Here is a 19,912-nt window from a genome sequence, read left to right as displayed (position 1 = left end):
AAGATAGCGCGCTATGTCGGGTTTTTCGGGCACCGCAAGGCCCGTTCCCCGGGCGGCAGTCGGTGTGCTCGGATCCTTGTTCGTCGTTCGCGTGCGGACCCGAGACCCTGGGGCTCCCGGGGGCTCGTCTCAGACTTCGGGGCGCAGCATCGGGGGGTTGAGGAGGGTGGCGCCGCCGGCCCGGAAGAGCTGCGCCGGGCGTCCCCCTTGGCGGGTGGTGGTGCCTCCGGTGGGGACGAGGAAGCCCGGGGTGCCGGTCACCTTGCGGTGGAAGTTGCGCGGGTCGAGAGCCACGCCCCAGACGGCTTCGTAGACGCGGCGCAGCTCGCCGACGGTGAACTCGGTGGGGCAGAACGCGGTGGCCAGCGAGGAGTACTCGATCTTGGAACGGGCGCGCTCGACGCCGTCGGCCAGGATCTGGGCGTGGTCGAAGGCGAGCGGGGCGACGGGTTCGCCCTCGCGGCCGTAGCCGTCCTGCTGGAGCAGTTCCTCGACCGGGGCCCAGCGGGCGTTGCTGGCGTCTCCGCCCGCGCGCGGGGCGGGCAGGTCAGGGGCGAGGGCTAGGTGGGCGACGCTGACGACGCGCATGCGCGGGTCGCGCTTGGGGTCGCCGTAGGTGGCGAGCTGTTCCAGGTGGGCGCCGTTGTCCGGGACGGGTACGGCGGCGTCGTGGGCGCGCATGCCCGTTTCCTCGGCCAGTTCGCGTGCCGCTGCCTGGGCCAGGTCCTCGTCGGCCCTGACGAATCCGCCGGGGAGGGCCCAGCGGCCCTGGAACGGCGGCTCGCCCCTGCGGACCGCCAGCGCGCACAGGGCATGGCGGCGCACGGTCAGCACGACCAGGTCCACAGTGACGGCGAAGGGCGGAAAGGCTGACGGGTCGTAGGGCATGCGGCGATCATAGTCGTCTTCCTGACGATAAACACTCCCTTCGCCGGTCGCAGGGGCCGCTGATCGGGTTCGGTCGGTGATCGGTCTTTCGGGTGTCGTTCGGCGGTCGCTTCCCTGATCGAGTTCGATCAGTGACCCGGGTCGCGGGTGTCGTTCGCTGGCCTGTCCCCTGATCGGTTTCGTCCGTCATCGGTCTTGCGTCCGCTGTTCCGGTGGGCTGTCGTACGAGGTCACACCCCCAGTTGCAGTCCGTCGGCGGCCTCCTCCACCATGGCGAGGCCGAGCCGGCCCACCCGTACGGAGAAGGGGGCGCCCGCGACACGCAATCCGGTGAGGACGATCTCGCCGAGCGGTGCGCCGGCCGCGGGGCGGAGGGTGACCGTGCCGGCGGGGGCGTCGGGGCGGATACCGGCGAGGGTGGTCAGCAGCAGGACTCCGGCCGCCGCGGCGGTGGCGGCGGGTCGGCAGGCCGCGGGGTGTGGGAGGGGGGCGCCGGCGTCGGTGCGCTGCAGTCCGCCGTACATCTCCGGCAGCCGGTGGCCGAATGCCTCGGCGGCCGCGATGACGCCGCGCAGCAGCCCGGTCGCCTCCCTCTCGTAGCCTGCGGCGATCAGGCCCGCTACGGCGATGGCGGTCTCTTGGGTCCGTACGGCGCCGCTGCGGTGGCCGAACGGGTTGAACCCGGCCTCTTTGGCGCCGAGTCCGCGCAGGCCCCAGCCGGAGTCCATGGCCGGGCTGCCGAGGAGTCGGGCGAGCTGTTCGGTCTGCACCTTGTCGAGCAGCCCGGGCGCCTGTTCGCCTCCGCCGAGCAGGCCGGTGTCGAGGAGGTGGGCGGTGGCGGAGCCCAGGTGCGGTACGAGCCGTCCGTCCGGGGAGCGGGCGCCCGCGGGTCGGCCACCGCCCAGGTCGTCGATCCAGAACTCCCGCTGGAACGCCGTCCGCAGATTCCTCGCCCAGTGCCGTAGCTCGGCGCCGCCCGGTCTGCCGAAGGTGTCGAGCAGTTCGGCGCCGAGCAGCGCCGCGCGGTGGGCCTGGGCCTGCGTTTCGCAGCGCTGTGGTCCGCCGGGGTGGGGGTCGCGGAGGTAGGTGTCGTCGCCCACGGCTCTGCGCAGCCAGGTCAGGCACTTCTCGGCGGCAGGGAGCAGTTCCTCGGTGTCCCTCTCGGGGAGCCCCCAACGGTGGGCTTCGGCGAGGAGGGCCGGGAAGAGCAGGCTGGCTTCGGTGGCCGTGCAACTCGGTGGCAGATGGGGGCCGGCGTCCCTGCGCGGCCCGGGGATCATGCCGGACCGGGGTCCGGATCCGGGCAGCTGGGTGCGGGCCAGGGTGCGCAGTGTGCCCGCGGCGAGCCGGGTACCGAGGGGCAGGGCCATCCGGGCGGCGGCCAGGGCTTCGGCGGGAGCCAGTCCGCAGCGCCAGGGTGCTCCGGTGGCGAGGTGGATGTCGATGGGGTGGGCGGGGTCGCGCAGCAGCAGGGACTGGAGGTCTTCGACGCAGGTGTGCAGCAGTGGCTGGACGCCGGGGTGGTCACCCGCGGCCCGGGCGGGGGCCAGCGGGGTCGTCGCCGATGTCCGGCCCACGGTGCGGAGCGGGCCTGCTCCGTTGGGCCGTACCCGCAGTTCCACATGGGCGCTGCCGCCAGGGGGCAGTTCGAACTCCCAGCGCAGCAGGCCCGCGGAGGCAAGGGCGTCGGTGGGTGGGGGGTGGGCTGTGACGGCCGCGTTGCCGGAAGCGCAGGTCCAGCGCAGGCCGGAGTCGTGGACGGTGGCGGGCAGTTCGGGGCCGGTAGTGCCGGACGCGATGGCTCCCAGGGCGGCCAGGTCGGTGCCGAGGGCGACTTCGACCGGGAGGCGCAGGGGGCGCGGGGCGGAACTGTGCAGGGTGATCCGCTCGGTGCCGTCCGCGTGACGGACGCGCTCGACGACGATGTCGGGGTCCGGGCCCGCGTCCGGGGAGGCGCGGAGGGTGCCGACGAAACGTGCTTGGTCCGCGGCGGTCATCCGGGCGTGCACGGGGAGGGGCTCGCGTCCGGCGACGCGTACCTGGCACCGGGAGAGCAGGCGTCGTCCCGCCCGGTAGAAGCCTTCCAGCCCTCGGCCGGTCAGCTGGCCTCGTTCGGTGGAGATGGCGAGAGCGGGGAGGGCTACGCAGATCAGGGCGGTGTGGGTGGGGGGTAGGTCGGTGGGGCGGCGGGGGTGCGGGGCGTGGTCGGGGTGCGGGGGGTGGGCGAGGTGCGGGGCGGGGGCGAGGTACGGGGGGTGGGCGAGGTGCGGGGCGGGGGCGAGGTACGGGGAGTGGGCGGGGGCCTTGGTTCGGGGGTTACCTGCGACTGAGCCGGCTGCCTGCCGGGGGGTGTCCGACGCGGCGTCGGCTGTGTGGAGCGGTGGTGCGAGGTGGATCGGGCCGAAGGGGGGTTCGGGCGGGCGGGCCGCGGGTGGGCGGTTGCGGTCGGCGGCGGAGGGCGGAGTCGGCTGGTGCATGGGGCGGCTTCCTCTGCGCTCTGTGGACCTCGGGCGTGTTCGGCGCCGGGTGCGGGATCCGGGGATACCTGGGCAGGTCGGCGGCACGGCGGGTGGGGTTGTTCCGCCACTCAGGTGAACGGGGGGACGCTCCTTGGAGTCACGCTCGGGGCGGCCGAATGGGGTGGGAGGGGGCGTGTCGTTCTTGGTCACGGCTCCCCTTGGGCCCTGGTGTTCGCGTCGCTCGCGGCCATGACTCTCCCCCTGCGTCTCACTGCTCGCGCTACTCGCGGTCACGGCTCCCTCTGTCTGTCTCCGTGTCCGCGTCGCTCACGGTCACCACTTCCCCTCTCCCCGTGTCCGCGCCGCTCACGGTCACCACTTCCCCTCTCCCCGTGTCCGCGCCGCTCACGGTCACCACTTCCCCTCTCCCCGTGTCCGCGCCGCTCACGGTGACGCCTCCTCCTCGGCCCTGGTGTCCACCGCGGTCGCCGTCACGACTCCCCCTCGGCCCCGGTCTCCCCGCCGCCCGCCGTCACGACTCCCCCGATCCCGGTCTCCACCCCACTCGCTGTCACGACTCGCCCTCGGCCCCGGTCTCCACCCCGCCCGCCGTCACGACTCCCCCTCCGTCTCCCTGTCCGCGTCGCGCCGCTTCCCCTGGGCTCGGGTGGTGCGGGGCTTTCGGCCCGAGCCGGGATGCGTGCCGCTGACCGGGGTGCGCGGGCCCGGAACCCTGGCCCCCGGTCGGCGGCCGGCCCTGCCGGCGGGTCCCGAGGAAGCCCCAGCGGCTGAAGTGGCGGCACGCGCACGGTGTTTGCGGGCCGGCTCGGCGGTGGTCGGCGCGGGGGCTCGGTCGGTGCGTGCCGCGCGCAGGCAGCGGCGGATGGACTCGGGGTCGAGCCCTTCGTTGCAGGCCTGGTGCAGGAGGCGGGCGAAGAGGTAGTCGGGGTCGGCGCCGAGGGCCATGGCGAGGGCCTCGCGGGCCTCCAGTTCGTCACCGGTGGACCAGGCGACCCAGCCGGCGAGGGTGAGCGGCGCCGCGGCGTGCTCGCCGTAGGGGCCGACGCAGCGGCGGGCCAGGGCCCGCCACAGGCGCAGGGCGTGGGCCGCCTCGTCGCCCTCCATCCATTCGGCGGCGCAGTCGCGCGTGGTGCGGTCCTGGAGGCCGAGAATGAGCAGGGCTGCTTCGTCATGGGTGATCAGTTGATCGTCGCGGAGGTCCGCGGTGAGGGTGCCTGAGACAGGGGATGCCCCGGCGAGGCGTTCCATGATCCGCCCGGCCAGTGTCAGGGTCTCCTCGGCAACGTCCCCGCGGCTTGTCTCGTCGAGGATCCTGGGGACCAGGGCCATACCGGCGGTGTCGAGGGCGATTTCCTGTTCCAGGGCGGCGGCCGGGGCCTCCCAGGGGAAGAGTCGGGCCCGCAGTTCGCGCAGGGTGCCGCGCACCTGGAGTCCAGCGTAGGTGGCGGCCGCCGCCAGCACGGAGGTGCCGGGCAGGCCCATGGGGGTGCCGTCGGACGGGCAGCAGCCTTCGTTCCCGCAGCAGTAGGACCACCAGCGGCCCTCGGAGATGCAGAGGGCCTCGATCACGGGTACGTCGAGGTGGCCGCACTCGGTGCGCAGCTTCTGTGCCAGCGGCCGTAGCCGCTCCATGACCTGTCGGCCGGTCTCGCCCGGCTCGGGCTCCTTGCAGACGTAGGCCACCATCTGCTCGGGTCGGGCGCCCCGGCGTTCGCTGCCGGTGACGAGTCCCTGGGCCAACTGTCGTGCCGCGGAGGGCCAGTCGGCCGGGTTGGTGGGGATGCCGAGCCGGGCTCGTCCGCCGAAGCGGCCGCGGCCGTCGCGGTCGTGCAGGGCGACCAGCACGATGCTGTCCTCGGGCCGGTATCCGAGCAGATACGGCAGCGCGTCGGCCAGTTCGGCGGGGGTGCGCAGGGTGAGCTGCCGGTCGCCCCCGTGGTTTTCGTAAGCGGTGCAGTCGAGTTGGTCGGTGGGGTGGGTCTCGTGCCCCACGATGTCGCCGTTCTCGGTGTTTCCAGCGTTTTCGCCGTGATTCGTCATGCATTGACGATCTCGCGGATTGCGAATCTCCGCTTGAGCCTGTGGATAACTCCGAGCAGGGACATGGCAATTGCGTCAGGACCGCCGACCCGACCTCGGCCGCCGTGCACGCGCGGTCGTCCGGCAAACCTCAGCCCGACCAGGCTCAGCCCGCCGCGGCCAGCACCAGCGGAAGCACCTCCCCGCTCCCCGCCCGCCGCAGCAGACGGGCCGCGACCGCCAGTGTCCAGCCGGAGTCCGTGTAGTCGTCCACGAGCAGCACCGGGCCCGGAGAGCCCGCCAGCGCCTCCGCCAGTTCCCCGGACACGCTGAACGCGCCGGACAGTGCCCTCAGCCGTTGCGCGGAGTTGCTGCGCCGCACCGCATGCGCACCGCCCGGGCCGGTGTAGGTCAGCGTGCCGAGAAACGGCATCCGCCCGATGTCAGCGATCCCCTGGGCCAGCGTGGCCACCAACCGCGGACGGGTCAGGGACGGCACCGCGACGACTCCCACCGGCCGGGCCGGGGCGTCCGCCGCGCCCGTTGCCCAACCGCCCGGTGACCGTGCCCAGTCGGCGAGCACGGACACCGCCGCCCGCAGAACTTCGTCGGGGACCGGGCCGTCCTCCGCATTCTCGGCCAGCAGTGGCCGCAGGCGGTTGCCCCAGCCGATGTCCGAGAGCCGGCCCAGGGCGCGTCCGGTGGAACACTGCTCTCCGGCGGGGATACGGCCCTTGAGCTCGATGCCCAGGGCGGGCATCCCCGTGGGCCACATCCGGCGCGGTTCGACCTCCACGCCGGGGCGGTCCAGTTCCTTGGCCGCGCCCGTCAGCGCCTCGGCCGTCACCGTGGGATCGGCCCAGGGTCCCGCGCAGTTGTCGCAGCGGCCGCACGCGGTCGCGCCCTCGTCGTCCAGCTGGCGCCGCAGGAACTCCATCCGGCAGCCGGTCGTACTCGCGTACTCGCGCATGGCCTGCTGCTCGGCGGCCCGCTGGCGCGCGACGCGGGCATAGCGCTCGGTGTCGTACACCCAGTCGGCTCCGGTGGCGATCCAGCCGCCCTTGACCCGCTTCACCGCGCCGTCGACGTCCAGCACCTTCAACATGGTCTCCAGGCGGCTGCGCCGCAGGTCCACGGCCGCCTCCAGTGCGGGTACGGACAGCGGGCGCCCGGCTCCGGCGAGCGCCGAGAGGGTCTGGCGGACCTGGGTCTCGGGCGGGAAGGCGGTGTCGGCGAAGTAGCGCCAGATGGCCTCGTCCTCCTTGCCCGGCAAAAGCAGGACGTCGGCGTGGGCGACGCCACGGCCCGCCCGTCCGACCTGCTGGTAGTAGGCGATGGGCGAGGACGGGGAGCCGAGGTGGACCACGAAGCCGAGGTCAGGCTTGTCGAAGCCCATACCGAGTGCCGAGGTCGCCACCAGTGCCTTCACCCGGTTCGCCAGCAGGTCCTCCTCGGCCTGGAGCCGGTCCGCGTTCTCGGTGCGGCCCGTGTAGGAGGCGACGGCGAAGCCGCGCTGCCGCAGGAAGGCGGTGGCCTCCTCGGCCGCGGCGACGGTGAGGGCGTAGATGATTCCGGACCCGGACAGGTCGTTCAGGTGCTCGGCGAGCCAGCCCAGTCGGTGGGCGGCGTCGGGCAGTTGGACCACGCCGAGGCGCAGGCTCTCCCGCTCCAGCGGGCCGCGCAGCACCAGGGCCTCGCCCGCACCGGTGCCCAGTTGTTCGGCCACGTCGGCCGTCACGCGCGCGTTGGCCGTCGCGGTGGTGGCCAGCACGGGGACACCGGGTGCGAGTTCGGCGAGCATCGCCCGCAGCCTGCGGTAGTCCGGGCGGAAGTCATGTCCCCAGTCGGAGATGCAGTGCGCCTCGTCAACGACGAGCAGGCCGGTCGTGGCCGCCAGTTTCGGCAGCATCTGGTCGCGGAAGTCGACGGAGTTGAGGCGCTCCGGGCTCACCAGGAGCACATCGGTCTCGCCGCGTTCGACCTCCTCCTGGATGGTGTCCCACTCCTCGGGGTTGGCCGAGTTGATGGTGCGCGCACGGATGCCGGCCCGCCCCGCCGCCTCGACCTGGTTGCGCATCAGCGCCAGCAAGGGCGAGACGATCACCGTGGGACCCGCGCCGCGCTTGCGCAGCAGGGCGGTGGCGACGAAGTAGACCGCCGACTTCCCCCAGCCGGTGCGCTGCACCACCAGGGCGCGCCGGTGCTCACGCACCAGGGCGGCGACCGCCTGCCACTGGTCCTCCCGCAGGCGGGCCGTTTTGTCCCGGTCGCCGACCAGCTGACCGAGGATGGCATCGGCTTCGGCACGGAGTTCCAGTTCGTCCATACCCCCATGCAACCCGATGGCACTGACAGTCAGCCACTCCGCAGCCCGCCCCCGGCCGCCCCGCACGGCCCAGCGCGCGTGCCGCAGCATCACTGCTCGGTGGACACGACCGGCGTGTCGCCCCAGGCTTGTAACCAGCGGCATGGCGTCGTACGGCGCGCGGAGCGGCCTCTACCGCCACCCCGCGCCCCCCTCACCTCCAAAGAGCGTCGCACCCCACGCGTCACCAGGTGACGCAATGGGTAGGGATATAAGACGCACGCCGTCCTATATCGGTCGGTCGCCCCAATTGCTCGTTGCCGCAACCCAGTTCGACAGGAAGAATTGAAGTCCGCTCCCCGCACGGCTCGCCCGTGGTCCGGCAGGGCTCCGCCGCGGTGTGCGCTCCCCCGATTCCACCCCGCCCGCAGTGTGGGCGCGTAGCCGAAGGGAGGACCGTGACCTTCGGATTCGCTCCGTCCCCCGCGGCATCCACGTCGACCTCCAACGATCTGTCCGCTACCTCGCTGGGCCGCGTGCTGGAGCCGGCGGAGTGGGCCGCCGCCGGAATCCCCCTGCTGCGCAATCCCCGCGAGGTCGTCAGCGGACTGCACTCCCGGCACCACCCCCGGCCCGCGACGGCGATCGTGGCCGTCCTGGACCCGGACGAGCGGCTGCTGGCAAGTGCCTCGTTCACTCGCCGGCCGGCCCCCGCCGACGGGTGGATGTTCCGCAACGTCCTGCTCGACCAGCTGCGCCGGATCATCCCGCACGACCTGCGCCGCCGCACCCCGGTGCGCACCGCCGTCCTGCTCTACTGCCGTGACGGAGACGCGCGTTGGACGCCGGAGGACGGAGCATGGATGTGGGGCCTGCGGGACGCCTGCACTCTGCACGGCCTGCGCTGCGGCGCGTACATCACGCTGACCCAGGACGGCTGGCAGGTGCTCGGCGAGGGGCGCGGCGGCCGTCGTCCCAGCGTCGACTCCATACCGGAGCCGTTCGCCACCTCCGAGTCACCGCCCCCGCTCCCCCGCACCGGCGGCGGCGCCTCGGAACTGCTGCGCCGCGCGGCGGCTCGCTGAGCCTCCCGAGGCCGGAACGTTTCTCCGCCCACCACGGCCTGTACGTGACGCACGTGCCCTCTTACGCCCCACAGGATGCCGAGCGACCCACAAGACGCCAGCGCCCCGCAAGACGTCGGCGCCCCACAAGACGCCGGGCCCTAATGGCGCCAATGGACGCCCAGGCCGGAAGACCCGATGGCGACGGCTGGAGCCGAGCGAGCCCTCACCCGCTCACGCCGAAATCCACCCTGTGCTGCTACCGCCGCGCGCCGCGGCGGCACCCCGGCGGACCCGCCTCCGGAGGAAGCCGGAGGCGGCTCAGACGCCCGCGCCCAGCACCGAGTTGATCTGCTGCGGGTCGCCGCAGACGATCAGCAGGGCGCCGGCCCGGCCGAGGGCCAGGGGCAGGGCGGTGGCGGCAGCGGTTTCGGATCCGCCGTTGACGGCGACCACGACGACGGCGCGCGAGCCGGCACGGCTTGCGGTGGCGGCGTCCGCGTAGAAGACGTCGTCGCCAGCGTCGTGCTGGGCCCAGTAGGAGGCTTCGCCGAAGGACAGCTCGTGGGCGGCCCACGGGTGCTGTTCGCCGGTGGTGATCACCAGGACGTCACCAGGGGCACGGCCCGACTCCAGCAGCAGGTCGACGGCTTCCTCGGCAGCGTCCAGCGCGCCCTCGGCCGAGGCCGGGATCAGCTGGATCTGCGGAGCCGCCGCAGCCGGTGCGGGGACAGGGGCAGCCGGACCGGCCGGTCCGGGCTTGGCCACGGGCACGTCACGGGGCGTGCGTTGCGCCGGCGCCGTGGGCCGCGGGGGCCCGGGACGGCCGGGACGCGACGGAGCCGCGGGACGCGGACCGGGTACGGGGCGGGGGGTCGGCGCGGTGCGGCCACTGGCCGGCGTGGCGCGGGGACCCTGGGCACTCTCGTGAATCTGAGGCTCCTCGGGAATGAGAGGCATGGGCTGATATTTATCAAACGTTGGTGCGGCTCACGTGAACGGGTGGCACATGAGTGCGAACAGAACGGTCAGAAATCGAAGCCGAGCTGCCCCTCGATCTCCGGAACACTCCGTTCCGCCCACCTGCGGACCTTCTTGAGGTGCTGCCACTGGGGCAGCGCATCAAGATACGCCCACGACAAGCGGTGGTACGGGGTGGGTCCCCGCTCCTCCAGTGCGGCCTTGTGCACGGGCGACGGATACCCGGCATTGTCCGCAAAACCGAAGTCTGCATGGTCGATACCCAGTTCGGCCATCATTTTGTCGCGCTGAACCTTGGCGATCACCGAAGCCGCCGCGACCGCCACACAGGACTGGTCGCCCTTGATCACCGTGCGGACCTTCCACGGGTCCCCGAGGTAGTTGTGCTTGCCGTCGAGGATCACCGCGTCGGGACGGACCGGCAGCGCCTCCAGGGCGCGTACCGCGGCCAGCCGCAGCGCGGCCGTCATCCCGAGATCGTCGATCTCCTCCGGCGAGGCGTGCCCCAGGGCGTACGACGTCACCCATGTCTTCAGCACCAAGGCCAGCTCGGTGCGCCGCTTGAGGGTGAGGAGCTTGGAGTCGGTGAGTCCGTCGGGGGGCCGGCGCAGTCCGGTGATCGCCGCGCAGACGGTGACGGGGCCGGCCCAGGCGCCGCGCCCCACCTCGTCGACACCGGCAATGATCTTCGCTCCGGTCGTGGCGCGGAGTGAGCGCTCGACGGTGTGAGTAGGCGGTTCGTACGGCATGGCGCCCTTAGCCTACGCCGCCCGGATCACCGGGCGGTACCCCGGTTTCCCCTGACGGCTCCAGGCGCCGCCTCCCAGCCGCTCAGCCCCCGCTCGGCCGGAGCACCGGCATCATCAGCTGATCGATCAACTCCGCCAGTTCGTCATCACCCCATTCACTTCCGCGCATCTTGGAGCGGTACATCATCATCGCCGGGATCGCATCGAAGACGCATCCGTTGGCGGCGTCGGAGCGCACCTCTCCGCGCTCTATTCCGCGGGTGATGACCTCGCGGATCAGCTTGAGGGTGGGCTCCACGACACCGTCGTAGATCACGCTGTGGAACCGCTCCGCCTGGACCTGGTCGCATTCGTGAATGACCGCACGGAGGGCGAAACCGGGGCGCGAGTACATGGCGTCCCGCGCCATACGGCACAGCGCGAGCAGATCGTCGCGCACGCTGCCGAGATCGGGCACCGCCTCGATCCGGGGCAGCCCGGCCTGCAGGGCGTCGGCGACGAGGTCCTCCTTCGACGGCCAGCGGCGATAGACCGCGGCCTTGCCGGTCTGGGCGCCGGCGGCGACACCCTCCATCGTGAGGCCGTTCCAGCCGACCGTACTGAGCTGTTCCAGCGTGGCGTCGAGGATCGCGCGTTCCAGCACGGCGCCGCGCCGGCGCATCGAGGCCGCCTGAGCGGGGGCGGCCGTCCAGCGCGAGGTAACCATCAGCGTCTCCAGCGAACAAGGGAGTGGGTGTTTCAGGGGATTCGGGAAGACCGCGCGGCAGCGACAGGGGGAACGCCACGCGGCGACAAGCTGAGTGAACGCTTGCGTTCACTACTGGGGACTCACTACCGTTGACGCGACAGTGAACGCGAGCGTTCACTAAAGCCTTCGTGGGGGACCCATAGTGACAACCTCTCAGTTGATTCAGGACCAGAAACCAGGTGCGGCCCGCAGGCCGGGCCGTCCCGGCATCGCACTCGCCGTCATCGCGGCCTGCCAACTCATGGTGGTCCTCGACGCGACGATTGTGAACATCGCACTCCCGCACATTCAAGACGCCCTCAAGTTCAGCACCACCGACCTCACCTGGGTCGTCAGTTCCTACACGCTGACCTTCGGCGGTCTGCTCCTGCTCGGCGGCCGGGCCGGTGACATCCTCGGCCGCCGCCGGGTCTTCATGACCGGCATTCTGCTGTTCACGTTCGCCTCGCTGCTCGGTGGCCTCGCCCAGGAGCCCTGGCAGCTGCTGGCGGCCCGCGTGCTGCAGGGCGTGGGTGGCGCCATCGCGTCGCCGACCTCGCTGGCGCTCATCACCACGACGTTCCCCGAAGGCCCGGAACGCAACCGGGCGTTCGGCGTCTTCGCCGCGGTCTCCGCGGGCGGCGGCGCCATCGGACTGCTCGCCGGCGGCATGCTCACCGAATGGCTCGACTGGCGGTGGGTGCTCTTCGTCAACGTGCCGATCGGCATCCTGATCGCCGTCCTCACCCCGCTCTACATCAACGAGTCCGAACGGCACAGCGGCCGCTTCGACATCATGGGCGCGATGACCTCGACGCTGGGCATGGCGTCCCTCGTGTACGGCTTCATCCGGGCGGCCGACGAGGGCTGGCGGGACAGCCTGACCATCGGCTCCTTCGTCGCGGCGGTGGTTCTGCTGCTGGCCTTCGCGTTCATCGAGAGGCGGGCCAAGGAGCCGATCACTCCCCTGCGGATGTTCGCCGACCGCAACCGCTCCGGCACGTACGTGATCATGCTGAGCCTGGCAGCGGCGATGTTCGGCATGTTCTTCTACATCGTGCTCTTCGTGCAGAACGTGCTGGGGTACACCCCGATCGAGGCGGGCCTTGCCTTCCTTCCGGTGACCGTGGTGATCGCCATCGGCGCGGGTCTGTCGCAGCGGTTCCTGCCGGTGCTGGGCCCGAAGCCCTTCATGGTGGCCGGCTCGACGCTCGTCGTGATCGGACTGGCCTGGCAGGCACTGATCAGCGCCGACAGCTCCTACGCGGGCGGAGTGCTGGGGCCGATGCTGCTGTTCGGCCTGGGCATGGGGCTGAACTTCGTGACGCTGACGATCACCGCCGTCTCCGGGGTCGCCCAGCACGAGGCCGGTGCCGCCTCCGGACTGCTCAACACCACCCAGCAGGTGGGCGGGGCGCTCGGTCTGTCCATCCTGACCACGGTGTTCGGCTCGGCCAGCAAGGAGGAGGCGGAGAAGCAGCTGCCGCGGTTCATGGCCGAGGCATCGCCGGAGCAGAAGGCGCAGTTCGCCGAGACGCACCAGATGCCCGGCCCCTGGGGGCACGCGGTGCTCACCCAGGGCATCTCCATGGGCTTCGTGGCGGCCGCCGCGATGGGCGTCCTCGCCCTGGCCACCGCCTGGTTGGTGATCAAGGTCCGCAAGAGCGACCTGGAAGCCCTGGCCGGCACGGCGGGCCCGATGGCCGGTTGATCCGGCCGGCGCCGCACGGGACCGCGGATGGCCGGACCTCGCCCGGGGGACCGACGGCGAGGGCGACGGCCCGGTCATCCGCACCCGTCCCAGCAACCGAAGCACCAGCGCCAGCACCACGTACACGTCCACCCCCCGCATCCCTTTCGCGTCATCTGGCTGGACGGACCCGTGGATCCCACGAGCCCACGCCTCGCACAGCCGATGCCAGAAGAACGCGTCGGTGGTCACAGAGAGTTCCCACGCTTCACGGAGAGTTCTGAGATTGCCGCAAAGTCACGGAAACGGGCTCCGTCAAACCCCCGGAACCCACTCCGGCAGCGCCTCGGTCCGCTGCACCCACTCCGACGGCGGAGTCCCCACCTTGCCCGCGGCGAGCACTCCGCCGACGATGGCGCACGTGGTGTCCATGTCGCCGCCGACCTGCGCGGTGGTCCAGAACGCCCGCTCGTAGTCACCGAGGGACCGCGCGGCCGACCAGAGCGCGAAGGGCACGGTGTCATGGGCCGTCGTCCGCCGGCCGCAGCCCAGCACGGCAGCGACGGTCGCGGCGTCGCCGTAGTCCAGCATGTCGCGCGCCCGGCGCAACCCGGCCCCGACCGCGCTCTTCGGAACCAGCGCGATCACCCCGTCGAGCAGCGCCTCGGCAGTGGGCGGACCGCCCGGGGCGGCGGCCAGCGCCGCTGCCGCCGCGACGGCCATCGAACCGACGACGGCCTCTCGATGCTGGTGCGTCGGGTACGCCGAGATCTCGGCCTGGTGGGTGGCCTGCTCGGGATCGTCCGCGTACCAGGCACCGAGGGGCGCGATCCGCATCGCCGCGCCGTTCCCCCACGAGCCCAGCCCCTTGAAGAGCGCGGAGGACAGCTCGCGCCAGTCGCCGCCCTCGCGGACCAGCCGCAGCAGGCGGTTCGTGGCGGGGCCGTAGCCGCGGTCGAAGTCGTGGTGCTCGGCGAAGGAGCGGGCCAGCGCATCCTGGTCGATGCGGTGGTGGACGGCGAGGACCGCGACCACGGAACAGGCCATCTCCGTGTCGTCGGTCCATTGCCAGGGGCCGGCCGGCAGTTCACGGCGCTTCAGCAGCGGGTAGTTCGCGGGCACGAAGAACTGGGAGCCCAGCGCGTCTCCCACGGACAGTCCGCGCAGACTGGCAAGGGCGCGGCCCAGGCGCCCGTCGGGTGAGGAATCAGCGGTCATCGCTCTGTCCACTCTATCCGGTGATTCCGTACGGTTCCGGATCTCGCCAGCGTTCGAAAGGCCGGTCAAGCGCGTACTTGCCGTCGTCCCCGAGAACGAGCATCCGCATCTCGGCGTTCCCGGGATTGGACAGCGACTCGAAGTCCGCGACCGTCCAGTGGAACCACCGCATGCAGAACAGACGCATCGCGAGCCCATGGGTCACCAGCAGCACGTTCGGCGGATGGTCGGGGGCCTCGAAGCTGCGGTACAGGCTCTCCAGGAAACCGCCGACCCGGTCGTACACGTCGGCGCCGGACTCCCCCTGGGCGAAGCGGTAGAAGAAGTGGCCGTAGGCGTCCCGGTAGGCCTTCTGCAGGCGTACGTCGTCGCGGTCCTGCCAGTTCCCCCAGTCCTGCTCGCGCAGGCGCGGCTCCTCCCGGACGCGTATGAGCTCGGGGTCCAGGTGGAAGGCGCGCAGCGTCTCGTGCGTACGGCGGTAGGGGGAGACGTACACGCTGATCTGCTCGCGGCCGAACACTTCGCGCAGCCGTTTGCCCGTCTCCTCCGCCTGCCGCCAGCCCTGCTCGGTGAGGGCCAGCGCGTGATCGGGTTCGCGTTCGTACACGGTGTCATCAACATTGCCCGTTGACTCGCCGTGCCGGACAAGGACGATACGCCGTGGTCGTGCCATGCCAAGACCCTAGATCGGGTGACGGCCCAGCGAGCACCCGTACGGGCTCCATACGGCGTAGGTCACATATTTCCGGGAGTGATCCTTCCGGAATGTGCCGTGATGATCACACCGTCCAGGAGGGTTCCAGCTGGACGATGTCGCCGGTGAGAGCGGCGACGTCCGCCTCCGTCTGGGCCCTCAGGGCCAGCCGCTCGACGCGTTCGGCACGGTATTTGCCGTGCTCGGCGGCGGACAGCCACATCGACAGGACGAGGAACTCATGGCCGGGTGCCTCGCCGAACAGCCCGCGGACCATGCCGGGTGAGCCCGCCATCGCGGGGTTCCAGACCTTCTCCTGCATCAGCGTGAAGTGCTCGGCACGTTCCTCGTGCACCCGGCAGTGCGCGACGCGCAGCAGGTCGGCGTCGGTGAAACGCGGCTCGAAGCCGGTCTTCACATCGAACCGGTGGTCGAAGAGCTTGACCTGGGCGTCCTTTAACGTGCCCGACTGGGACGCGGCCAGCCGGTCGTGGGAGCGCGCCATGAAGGAGTCGTAGAAGGCACGGCTCTCCCAGAAGGCGACGACGTGCGCCACCCCCGGCCGGCTCCGGCTCCAACCACCGCCCTGCCCCCGAAACCCCGGCTCCCCCAGAAGCCCCGCCCACTTTCGCTGCCCGCGCTCGAAACCGCGGCGGTCCACCACGGTGCAGCGAATCCACTTGACCAGCACCGCGCCATGGTAAGGCCACGGAGCATGGCACAGTCCGCCCTCGCGGCGACTGCTCGCCCACGAGGGCGCACGCACGCGTGGCAGGATGGACAATCGGCCTTGTCTGTCGAGCAGTTCGGGCCGCACGCGCAGGTTGAACCGGGGAAGGGGAGTCTGTGAACGGCCTCAACAAGGGGATCCGGAAGGTCGAGATCTCACTCAGGTGGGATCCGAGTCCGGCGGGGCAGCCGCCCACCGATCTGGATCTTGTCGCCGGGGCGTACCTGGCGAGCGATCCGTACGGCGATCCGGCGTTCGTCGTGCACTTCGACAGCCGGTCCCCCGACGGCACCATCTATCTCAACCGCGACAGCCACGACGGCAAGGGCTTCGGCTGGGACGAGGTCATGACGGTGGAACTCGACCGCCTCGACAGCCGCTACGCGCGCGTGGTGGTCGGCGTCGTCATCCAGCAGCGGTCGGGACGGCGCACCTTCGTCAGCGTGACCAGCCCGGGTCTGCGCATCCGGGAGGGCTACCACGACCTGGTCACGGACGACTTCGGCGGCGTCCTCGGCGCTACGGCCGCCACGGTCGCGGAGTTCGCCCGCCAGGAGGACGGCACCTGGGACTTCCATCCCGGTATCCACGGCTTCGAGGACGACCCCGCCACCTTCACCCGCGCCATGGGCAAGGCCCACCAGCCCTGACCCCAGGCACGACGAAAAAGGGGCGCCGACACAGAGTCGGCGCCCCTCCTTCGTCAGGGACTGATGATCAGCTGCAACCGCTGGTCGAGCCGCAGCCCTCGCAGATGTAGCAGGAACCGGCCCGCTGCATCTTCGTACCGCAGGAGAAGCACAGCGGGGCGTCGGCCTGGATGCCCAGCTGCATCTCCACCAGCTCGGCGCTGGTGTGGGCCTGCTGCGGGGCGGGCTTGGCCGCCTCGACCTCGGCCTTGGGCGTGACGACGGCCTTCAGTTCCTGGGCGCGCGGCGCCGACTGGGCCAGCCCCTCGACGTCGACCTCGTCGTCGGCCGGCTCGTACGAACCGGTCTCCAGGTGGCGCTGACGCTCCTCGGCGGAGTGGATGCCGAGCGCCGAGCGCGTCTCGAAGGGCAGGAAGTCCAGCGCCAGGCGGCGGAAGATGTAGTCGACGATCGACTGCGCCATCCGCACGTCCGGGTCGTCCGTCATACCGGCCGGCTCGAAGCGCATGTTGGTGAACTTCGAGACGTACGTCTCCAGCGGCACGCCGTACTGGAGGCCGACGGAGACCGCGATGGAGAAGGCGTCCATCATGCCCGCGAGGGTCGAGCCCTGCTTCGACATCTTCAGGAAGACCTCGCCGAGACCGTCGTCCGGGTACGAGTTGGCCGTCATGTAACCCTCGGCGCCACCGACCGTGAAGGACGTGGTGATGCCGGGGCGGCCCTTGGGGAGGCGCTTGCGGACCGGGCGGTACTCGATGACCTTCTCGACCGCCTCGCGGATGGTCGCCTCGGTCTTCTCGGTGACCTCGACCTTCTCCTTCTCCTTGGTCTTCGCGGAGAGCGGCTGGCCGACCTTGCAGTTGTCGCGGTAGATGGCGAGCGCCTTGACGCCCATCTTCCAGGCCTCGAAGTAGACCTCTTCGACGTCCTCGACGGTCGCCGTCTCCGGCAGGTTGACCGTCTTGGAGAGTGCGCCGGAGATCCAGGGCTGGATCGCGGCCATCATCCGGACGTGGCCCATCGCGGAGATGGAGCGCTCGCCCATGGCGCAGTCGAACACCTCGTAGTGCTCGTGCTTGAGGCCCGGAGCGTCGATCACATTGCCGTGCTCGGCGATGTGGGCGACGATCGCCTCGATCTGCTCCTCCTGGTAGCCCAGGCGGCGCAGGGCCTGCGGGACGGTGCCGTTGACGATCTGCATGGAGCCGCCGCCGACCAGCTTCTTGAACTTGACCAGGGCGAGGTCGGGCTCGAGGCCGGTGGTGTCGCAGGACATCGCGAGACCGATGGTGCCGGTCGGGGCGATGACGGACGCCTGGGAGTTACGGAAACCGTTCTTCTCACCGAGACGCAGCACGTCCTGCCAGGACTCCGTGGCGGCGGCCCAGATCGGCGTGTCCAGGTCGTCCACGCGGACGGCCTTGGTGTTCTCGTCGGCGTGCTGCTTCATGACCCGCAGGTGCGGCTGAGCGTTGCGGGCGTAGCCGTCGTACGGGCCGACGACCGAGGCGAGCTCGGCGGAGCGCCGGTACGAGGTGCCGGTCATCAGGGAGGTGATGGCACCGGCGAGGGCGCGGCCGCCGTCGGAGTCGTAGGCGTGGCCGGTCGCCATCAGCAGGGCGCCGAGGTTGGCGTAGCCGATGCCGAGCTGGCGGAACGCGCGCGTGTTCTCGCCGATCTTCTGGGTCGGGAAGTCCGCGAAGCAGATGGAGATGTCCATCGCGGTGATGACCAGCTCGACGACCTTCGCGAAGCGCTCGACCTCGAAGGACTGGTTGCCCTTGCCGTCGTCCTTCAGGAACTTCATCAGGTTCAGCGAGGCGAGGTTGCAGGACGTGTTGTCCAGGTGCATGTACTCGCTGCAGGGGTTCGAGCCGTTGATCCGGCCGGACTCCGGGCAGGTGTGCCAGTGGTTGATGGTGTCGTCGTACTGGATGCCCGGGTCGGCGCAGGCCCAGGCCGCCTCGGCCATCTTGCGGAACAGGGACTTGGCGTCGACCTCTTCGATGACCTCGCCGGTCATCCGCGCGCGGAGGCCGAACTTGCCGCCCTGCTCGACCGCCTTCATGAACTCGTCGTTCACCCGGACCGAGTTGTTGGCGTTCTGGTACTGGACGGACGTGATGTCGTCGCCGCCCAGGTCCATGTCGAAGCCCGCGTCGCGCAGGGCGCGGATCTTCTCCTCCTCCTTCACCTTGGTCACGATGAAGTCCTCGATGTCGGGGTGGTCGACGTCGAGGATGACCATCTTGGCGGCGCGGCGGGTGGCACCGCCGGACTTGATGGTGCCGGCCGAGGCGTCGGCGCCGCGCATGAAGGAGACCGGGCCGGAGGCGTTGCCGCCGGAGGACAGCAGCTCCTTGGAGGAGCGGATGCGGGAGAGGTTCAGGCCGGCGCCGGAGCCGCCCTTGAAGATCATGCCCTCTTCCTTGTACCAGTCGAGGATCGACTCCATGGAGTCGTCGACGGACAGGATGAAGCAGGCGGAGACCTGCTGCGGCTGGGGCGTGCCGACGTTGAACCAGACGGGGCTGTTGAAGCTGAAGATCTGGTGCAGGAGGGCGTAGGCCAGCTCGTGCTCGAAGATCTCGGCATCGGCGGGCGAGGCGAAGTACTTGTAGTCCTCACCTGCCTTCCGGTACGTCTTCACGATCCGGTCGATGAGCTGCCTGAGGCTCACCTCGCGCTGCGGGGTGCCGACGGCACCCCGGAAGTACTTGCTGGTGACGATGTTGACCGCGTTCACCGACCAGAAGTCGGGGAACTCGACGCCGCGCTGTTCGAAGTTCACAGAGCCGTCGCGCCAGTTGGTCATGACGACGTCACGGCGCTCCCACTGGACCTCGTCGTACGGGTGCACGCCGGGGGTGGTGTGAATGCGCTCGATACGCAGGCCCTTGCTCGTCTTGGTGCCCTTGGCGCGGGAACCTCGTGCCGGACCGCTCGCCGTCTCTGTCATGCCGCCTCCCTGGTACGGGCTAAAACGCCCTGAAGTGCCCCGATGTTCCCGTGGCACGGTGTTCTGTCTGGTGTTGCGGGCATCTCGTGCTGCCGCCCGCAACAGGTCTTCGGTCGCCGCCGCGCGGCCGGACCCGGGGTCCTGGAATTCCGGATCCGGTCCGTCGGTCAGTCGGCGGCGCTGGCGGGCACGGGGACGTGAGCCGTCCCTCCGGGCCCGCTGTCGTCTTCCTGGCTCCCCGCGCGCGCGTCATCGTCGTCGGCGCCGGGACGTCGTGTCTCCCTGAGTTCCGCAATCGCGGCCTCGAAGTCGTCCAGCGAGTCGAACGCCCGGTACACGGAGGCGAATCGCAGGTAGGCGACGAGGTCCAGCTCCTGCAACGGGCCGAGTATGGCCAGCCCCACGTCGTGGGTGGTCAGCTCGGCGCTCCCGGTGGCCCGCACCGCCTCCTCGACCCGCTGGCCGAGTTGGGCGAGCGCGTCCTCGGTGACAGGCCGCCCCTGGCACGCCTTGCGCACGCCGTTGATGACCTTGGTCCGACTGAACGGCTCGGTGACTCCGGACCGCTTCACCACCATGAGCGAGCACGTCTCCACGGTCGTGAAACGACGGGAGCAGTCAGGGCACTGGCGGCGCCTGCGGATCGACGTGCCGTCGTCGGTCGTACGACTGTCGACCACACGGCTGTCGGGGTGCCTGCAGAAGGGGCAGTGCATGAACTCCAACCCTCCTCACAGCAGACTCAATAGCCTCGT

At 70.9% G+C, this 19,912-nt stretch carries 15 protein-coding genes; 3 read left to right on the top strand and 12 right to left on the bottom strand.

Features of this window, described 5'->3' with window-relative positions; all coding sequences use genetic code 11:
- Positions 1-129: 129 nt before the first annotated feature.
- The 4 genes from ACWD1Z_RS27690 to ACWD1Z_RS27675 all read right to left on the bottom strand — a co-directional run bounded on the left by ACWD1Z_RS27690 (position 130) and on the right by ACWD1Z_RS27675 (position 7,713).
- On the bottom strand, positions 130-888 hold the full coding sequence (locus ACWD1Z_RS27690; protein ID WP_451122301.1) for an NUDIX hydrolase: 759 nt from the start codon (positions 886-888) through the stop codon (positions 130-132).
- Positions 889-1,118: 230 nt separating this feature from the next.
- On the bottom strand, positions 1,119-3,365 hold the full coding sequence (locus tag ACWD1Z_RS27685) for a glycogen debranching N-terminal domain-containing protein (protein WP_451122300.1): 2,247 nt from the start codon (positions 3,363-3,365) through the stop codon (positions 1,119-1,121).
- Between the two features lie 594 nt (positions 3,366-3,959).
- Entirely contained in the window at positions 3,960-5,408 is a 1,449-nt protein-coding gene (locus tag ACWD1Z_RS27680; protein WP_451122299.1) for a DUF4192 domain-containing protein, read from the bottom strand.
- A 145-nt stretch (positions 5,409-5,553) separates the two neighbouring features.
- A complete protein-coding gene (locus ACWD1Z_RS27675) occupies positions 5,554-7,713 on the bottom strand; it encodes a RecQ family ATP-dependent DNA helicase (protein WP_451122298.1) in 2,160 nt (719 codons plus the stop codon).
- Positions 7,714-8,150: 437 nt separating this feature from the next.
- Here ACWD1Z_RS27675 and ACWD1Z_RS27670 point away from each other — a divergent pair, with 437 nt between their 5' ends.
- Positions 8,151-8,777: a hypothetical protein gene (locus ACWD1Z_RS27670; RefSeq protein WP_451122297.1), complete on the top strand. Its 627-nt coding sequence runs from the start codon at positions 8,151-8,153 to the stop codon at positions 8,775-8,777.
- A gap of 300 nt (positions 8,778-9,077) precedes the next feature.
- Here ACWD1Z_RS27670 and ACWD1Z_RS27665 read toward each other — a convergent pair whose 3' ends face one another.
- From ACWD1Z_RS27665 to ACWD1Z_RS27655, 3 genes are all read right to left on the bottom strand, one after another.
- Positions 9,078-9,716, bottom strand: a complete 639-nt coding sequence (locus ACWD1Z_RS27665; protein WP_451122296.1) for a hypothetical protein — start codon at positions 9,714-9,716, stop codon at positions 9,078-9,080.
- A 68-nt stretch (positions 9,717-9,784) separates the two neighbouring features.
- On the bottom strand, positions 9,785-10,486 hold the full coding sequence (locus tag ACWD1Z_RS27660) for a ribonuclease HII (protein ID WP_451122295.1): 702 nt from the start codon (positions 10,484-10,486) through the stop codon (positions 9,785-9,787).
- An 82-nt stretch (positions 10,487-10,568) separates the two neighbouring features.
- Positions 10,569-11,192 carry a TetR/AcrR family transcriptional regulator gene (locus tag ACWD1Z_RS27655; RefSeq protein ID WP_389420073.1) on the bottom strand — a complete coding sequence of 208 codons (624 nt, stop codon included), beginning with the start codon at positions 11,190-11,192 and terminating at the stop codon, positions 10,569-10,571.
- Between the two features lie 184 nt (positions 11,193-11,376).
- On the opposite strand from ACWD1Z_RS27655, the gene ACWD1Z_RS27650 reads away from it, so the two are divergent.
- Positions 11,377-12,924 (top strand): MFS transporter, encoded by a 1,548-nt coding sequence (locus tag ACWD1Z_RS27650; protein ID WP_451122294.1) that lies wholly within the window; start codon positions 11,377-11,379, stop codon positions 12,922-12,924.
- Positions 12,925-13,218: 294 nt separating this feature from the next.
- Here the strand turns inward: ACWD1Z_RS27650 and ACWD1Z_RS27645 are convergent, their stop codons facing one another.
- From ACWD1Z_RS27645 to ACWD1Z_RS27635, 3 genes are all read right to left on the bottom strand, one after another.
- A complete protein-coding gene (locus ACWD1Z_RS27645) occupies positions 13,219-14,121 on the bottom strand; it encodes an ADP-ribosylglycohydrolase family protein (protein WP_451122293.1) in 903 nt (300 codons plus the stop codon).
- Between the two features lie 13 nt (positions 14,122-14,134).
- The gene (locus ACWD1Z_RS27640) at positions 14,135-14,794 is read right to left on the bottom strand and encodes a histidine phosphatase family protein (protein WP_451122292.1); all 660 of its coding nucleotides are present in this window, start codon (positions 14,792-14,794) and stop codon (positions 14,135-14,137) included.
- A 106-nt stretch (positions 14,795-14,900) separates the two neighbouring features.
- Positions 14,901-15,506: a YdbC family protein gene (locus ACWD1Z_RS27635; protein WP_451122291.1), complete on the bottom strand. Its 606-nt coding sequence runs from the start codon at positions 15,504-15,506 to the stop codon at positions 14,901-14,903.
- A gap of 155 nt (positions 15,507-15,661) precedes the next feature.
- On the opposite strand from ACWD1Z_RS27635, the gene ACWD1Z_RS27630 reads away from it, so the two are divergent.
- On the top strand, positions 15,662-16,195 hold the full coding sequence (locus ACWD1Z_RS27630) for a TerD family protein (protein ID WP_451122290.1): 534 nt from the start codon (positions 15,662-15,664) through the stop codon (positions 16,193-16,195).
- 67 nt (positions 16,196-16,262) lie between these two features.
- On the opposite strand, the gene ACWD1Z_RS27625 is transcribed toward ACWD1Z_RS27630, so the two are convergent.
- Both ACWD1Z_RS27625 and nrdR read right to left on the bottom strand, forming a co-directional pair.
- Entirely contained in the window at positions 16,263-19,157 is a 2,895-nt protein-coding gene (locus ACWD1Z_RS27625; RefSeq protein WP_451122289.1) for a vitamin B12-dependent ribonucleotide reductase, read from the bottom strand.
- A 167-nt stretch (positions 19,158-19,324) separates the two neighbouring features.
- Positions 19,325-19,873, bottom strand: coding sequence for a transcriptional regulator NrdR (gene nrdR / locus ACWD1Z_RS27620; protein WP_389421005.1), 549 nt, complete (start codon positions 19,871-19,873; stop codon positions 19,325-19,327).
- Positions 19,874-19,912 lie beyond the last annotated feature (39 nt).

Source organism: Streptomyces sp. NPDC002784, assembly GCF_053592135.1.
Note: the sequence above shows the minus strand (reverse complement) of the source record. Positions and strands in the feature narration are given on the sequence as shown.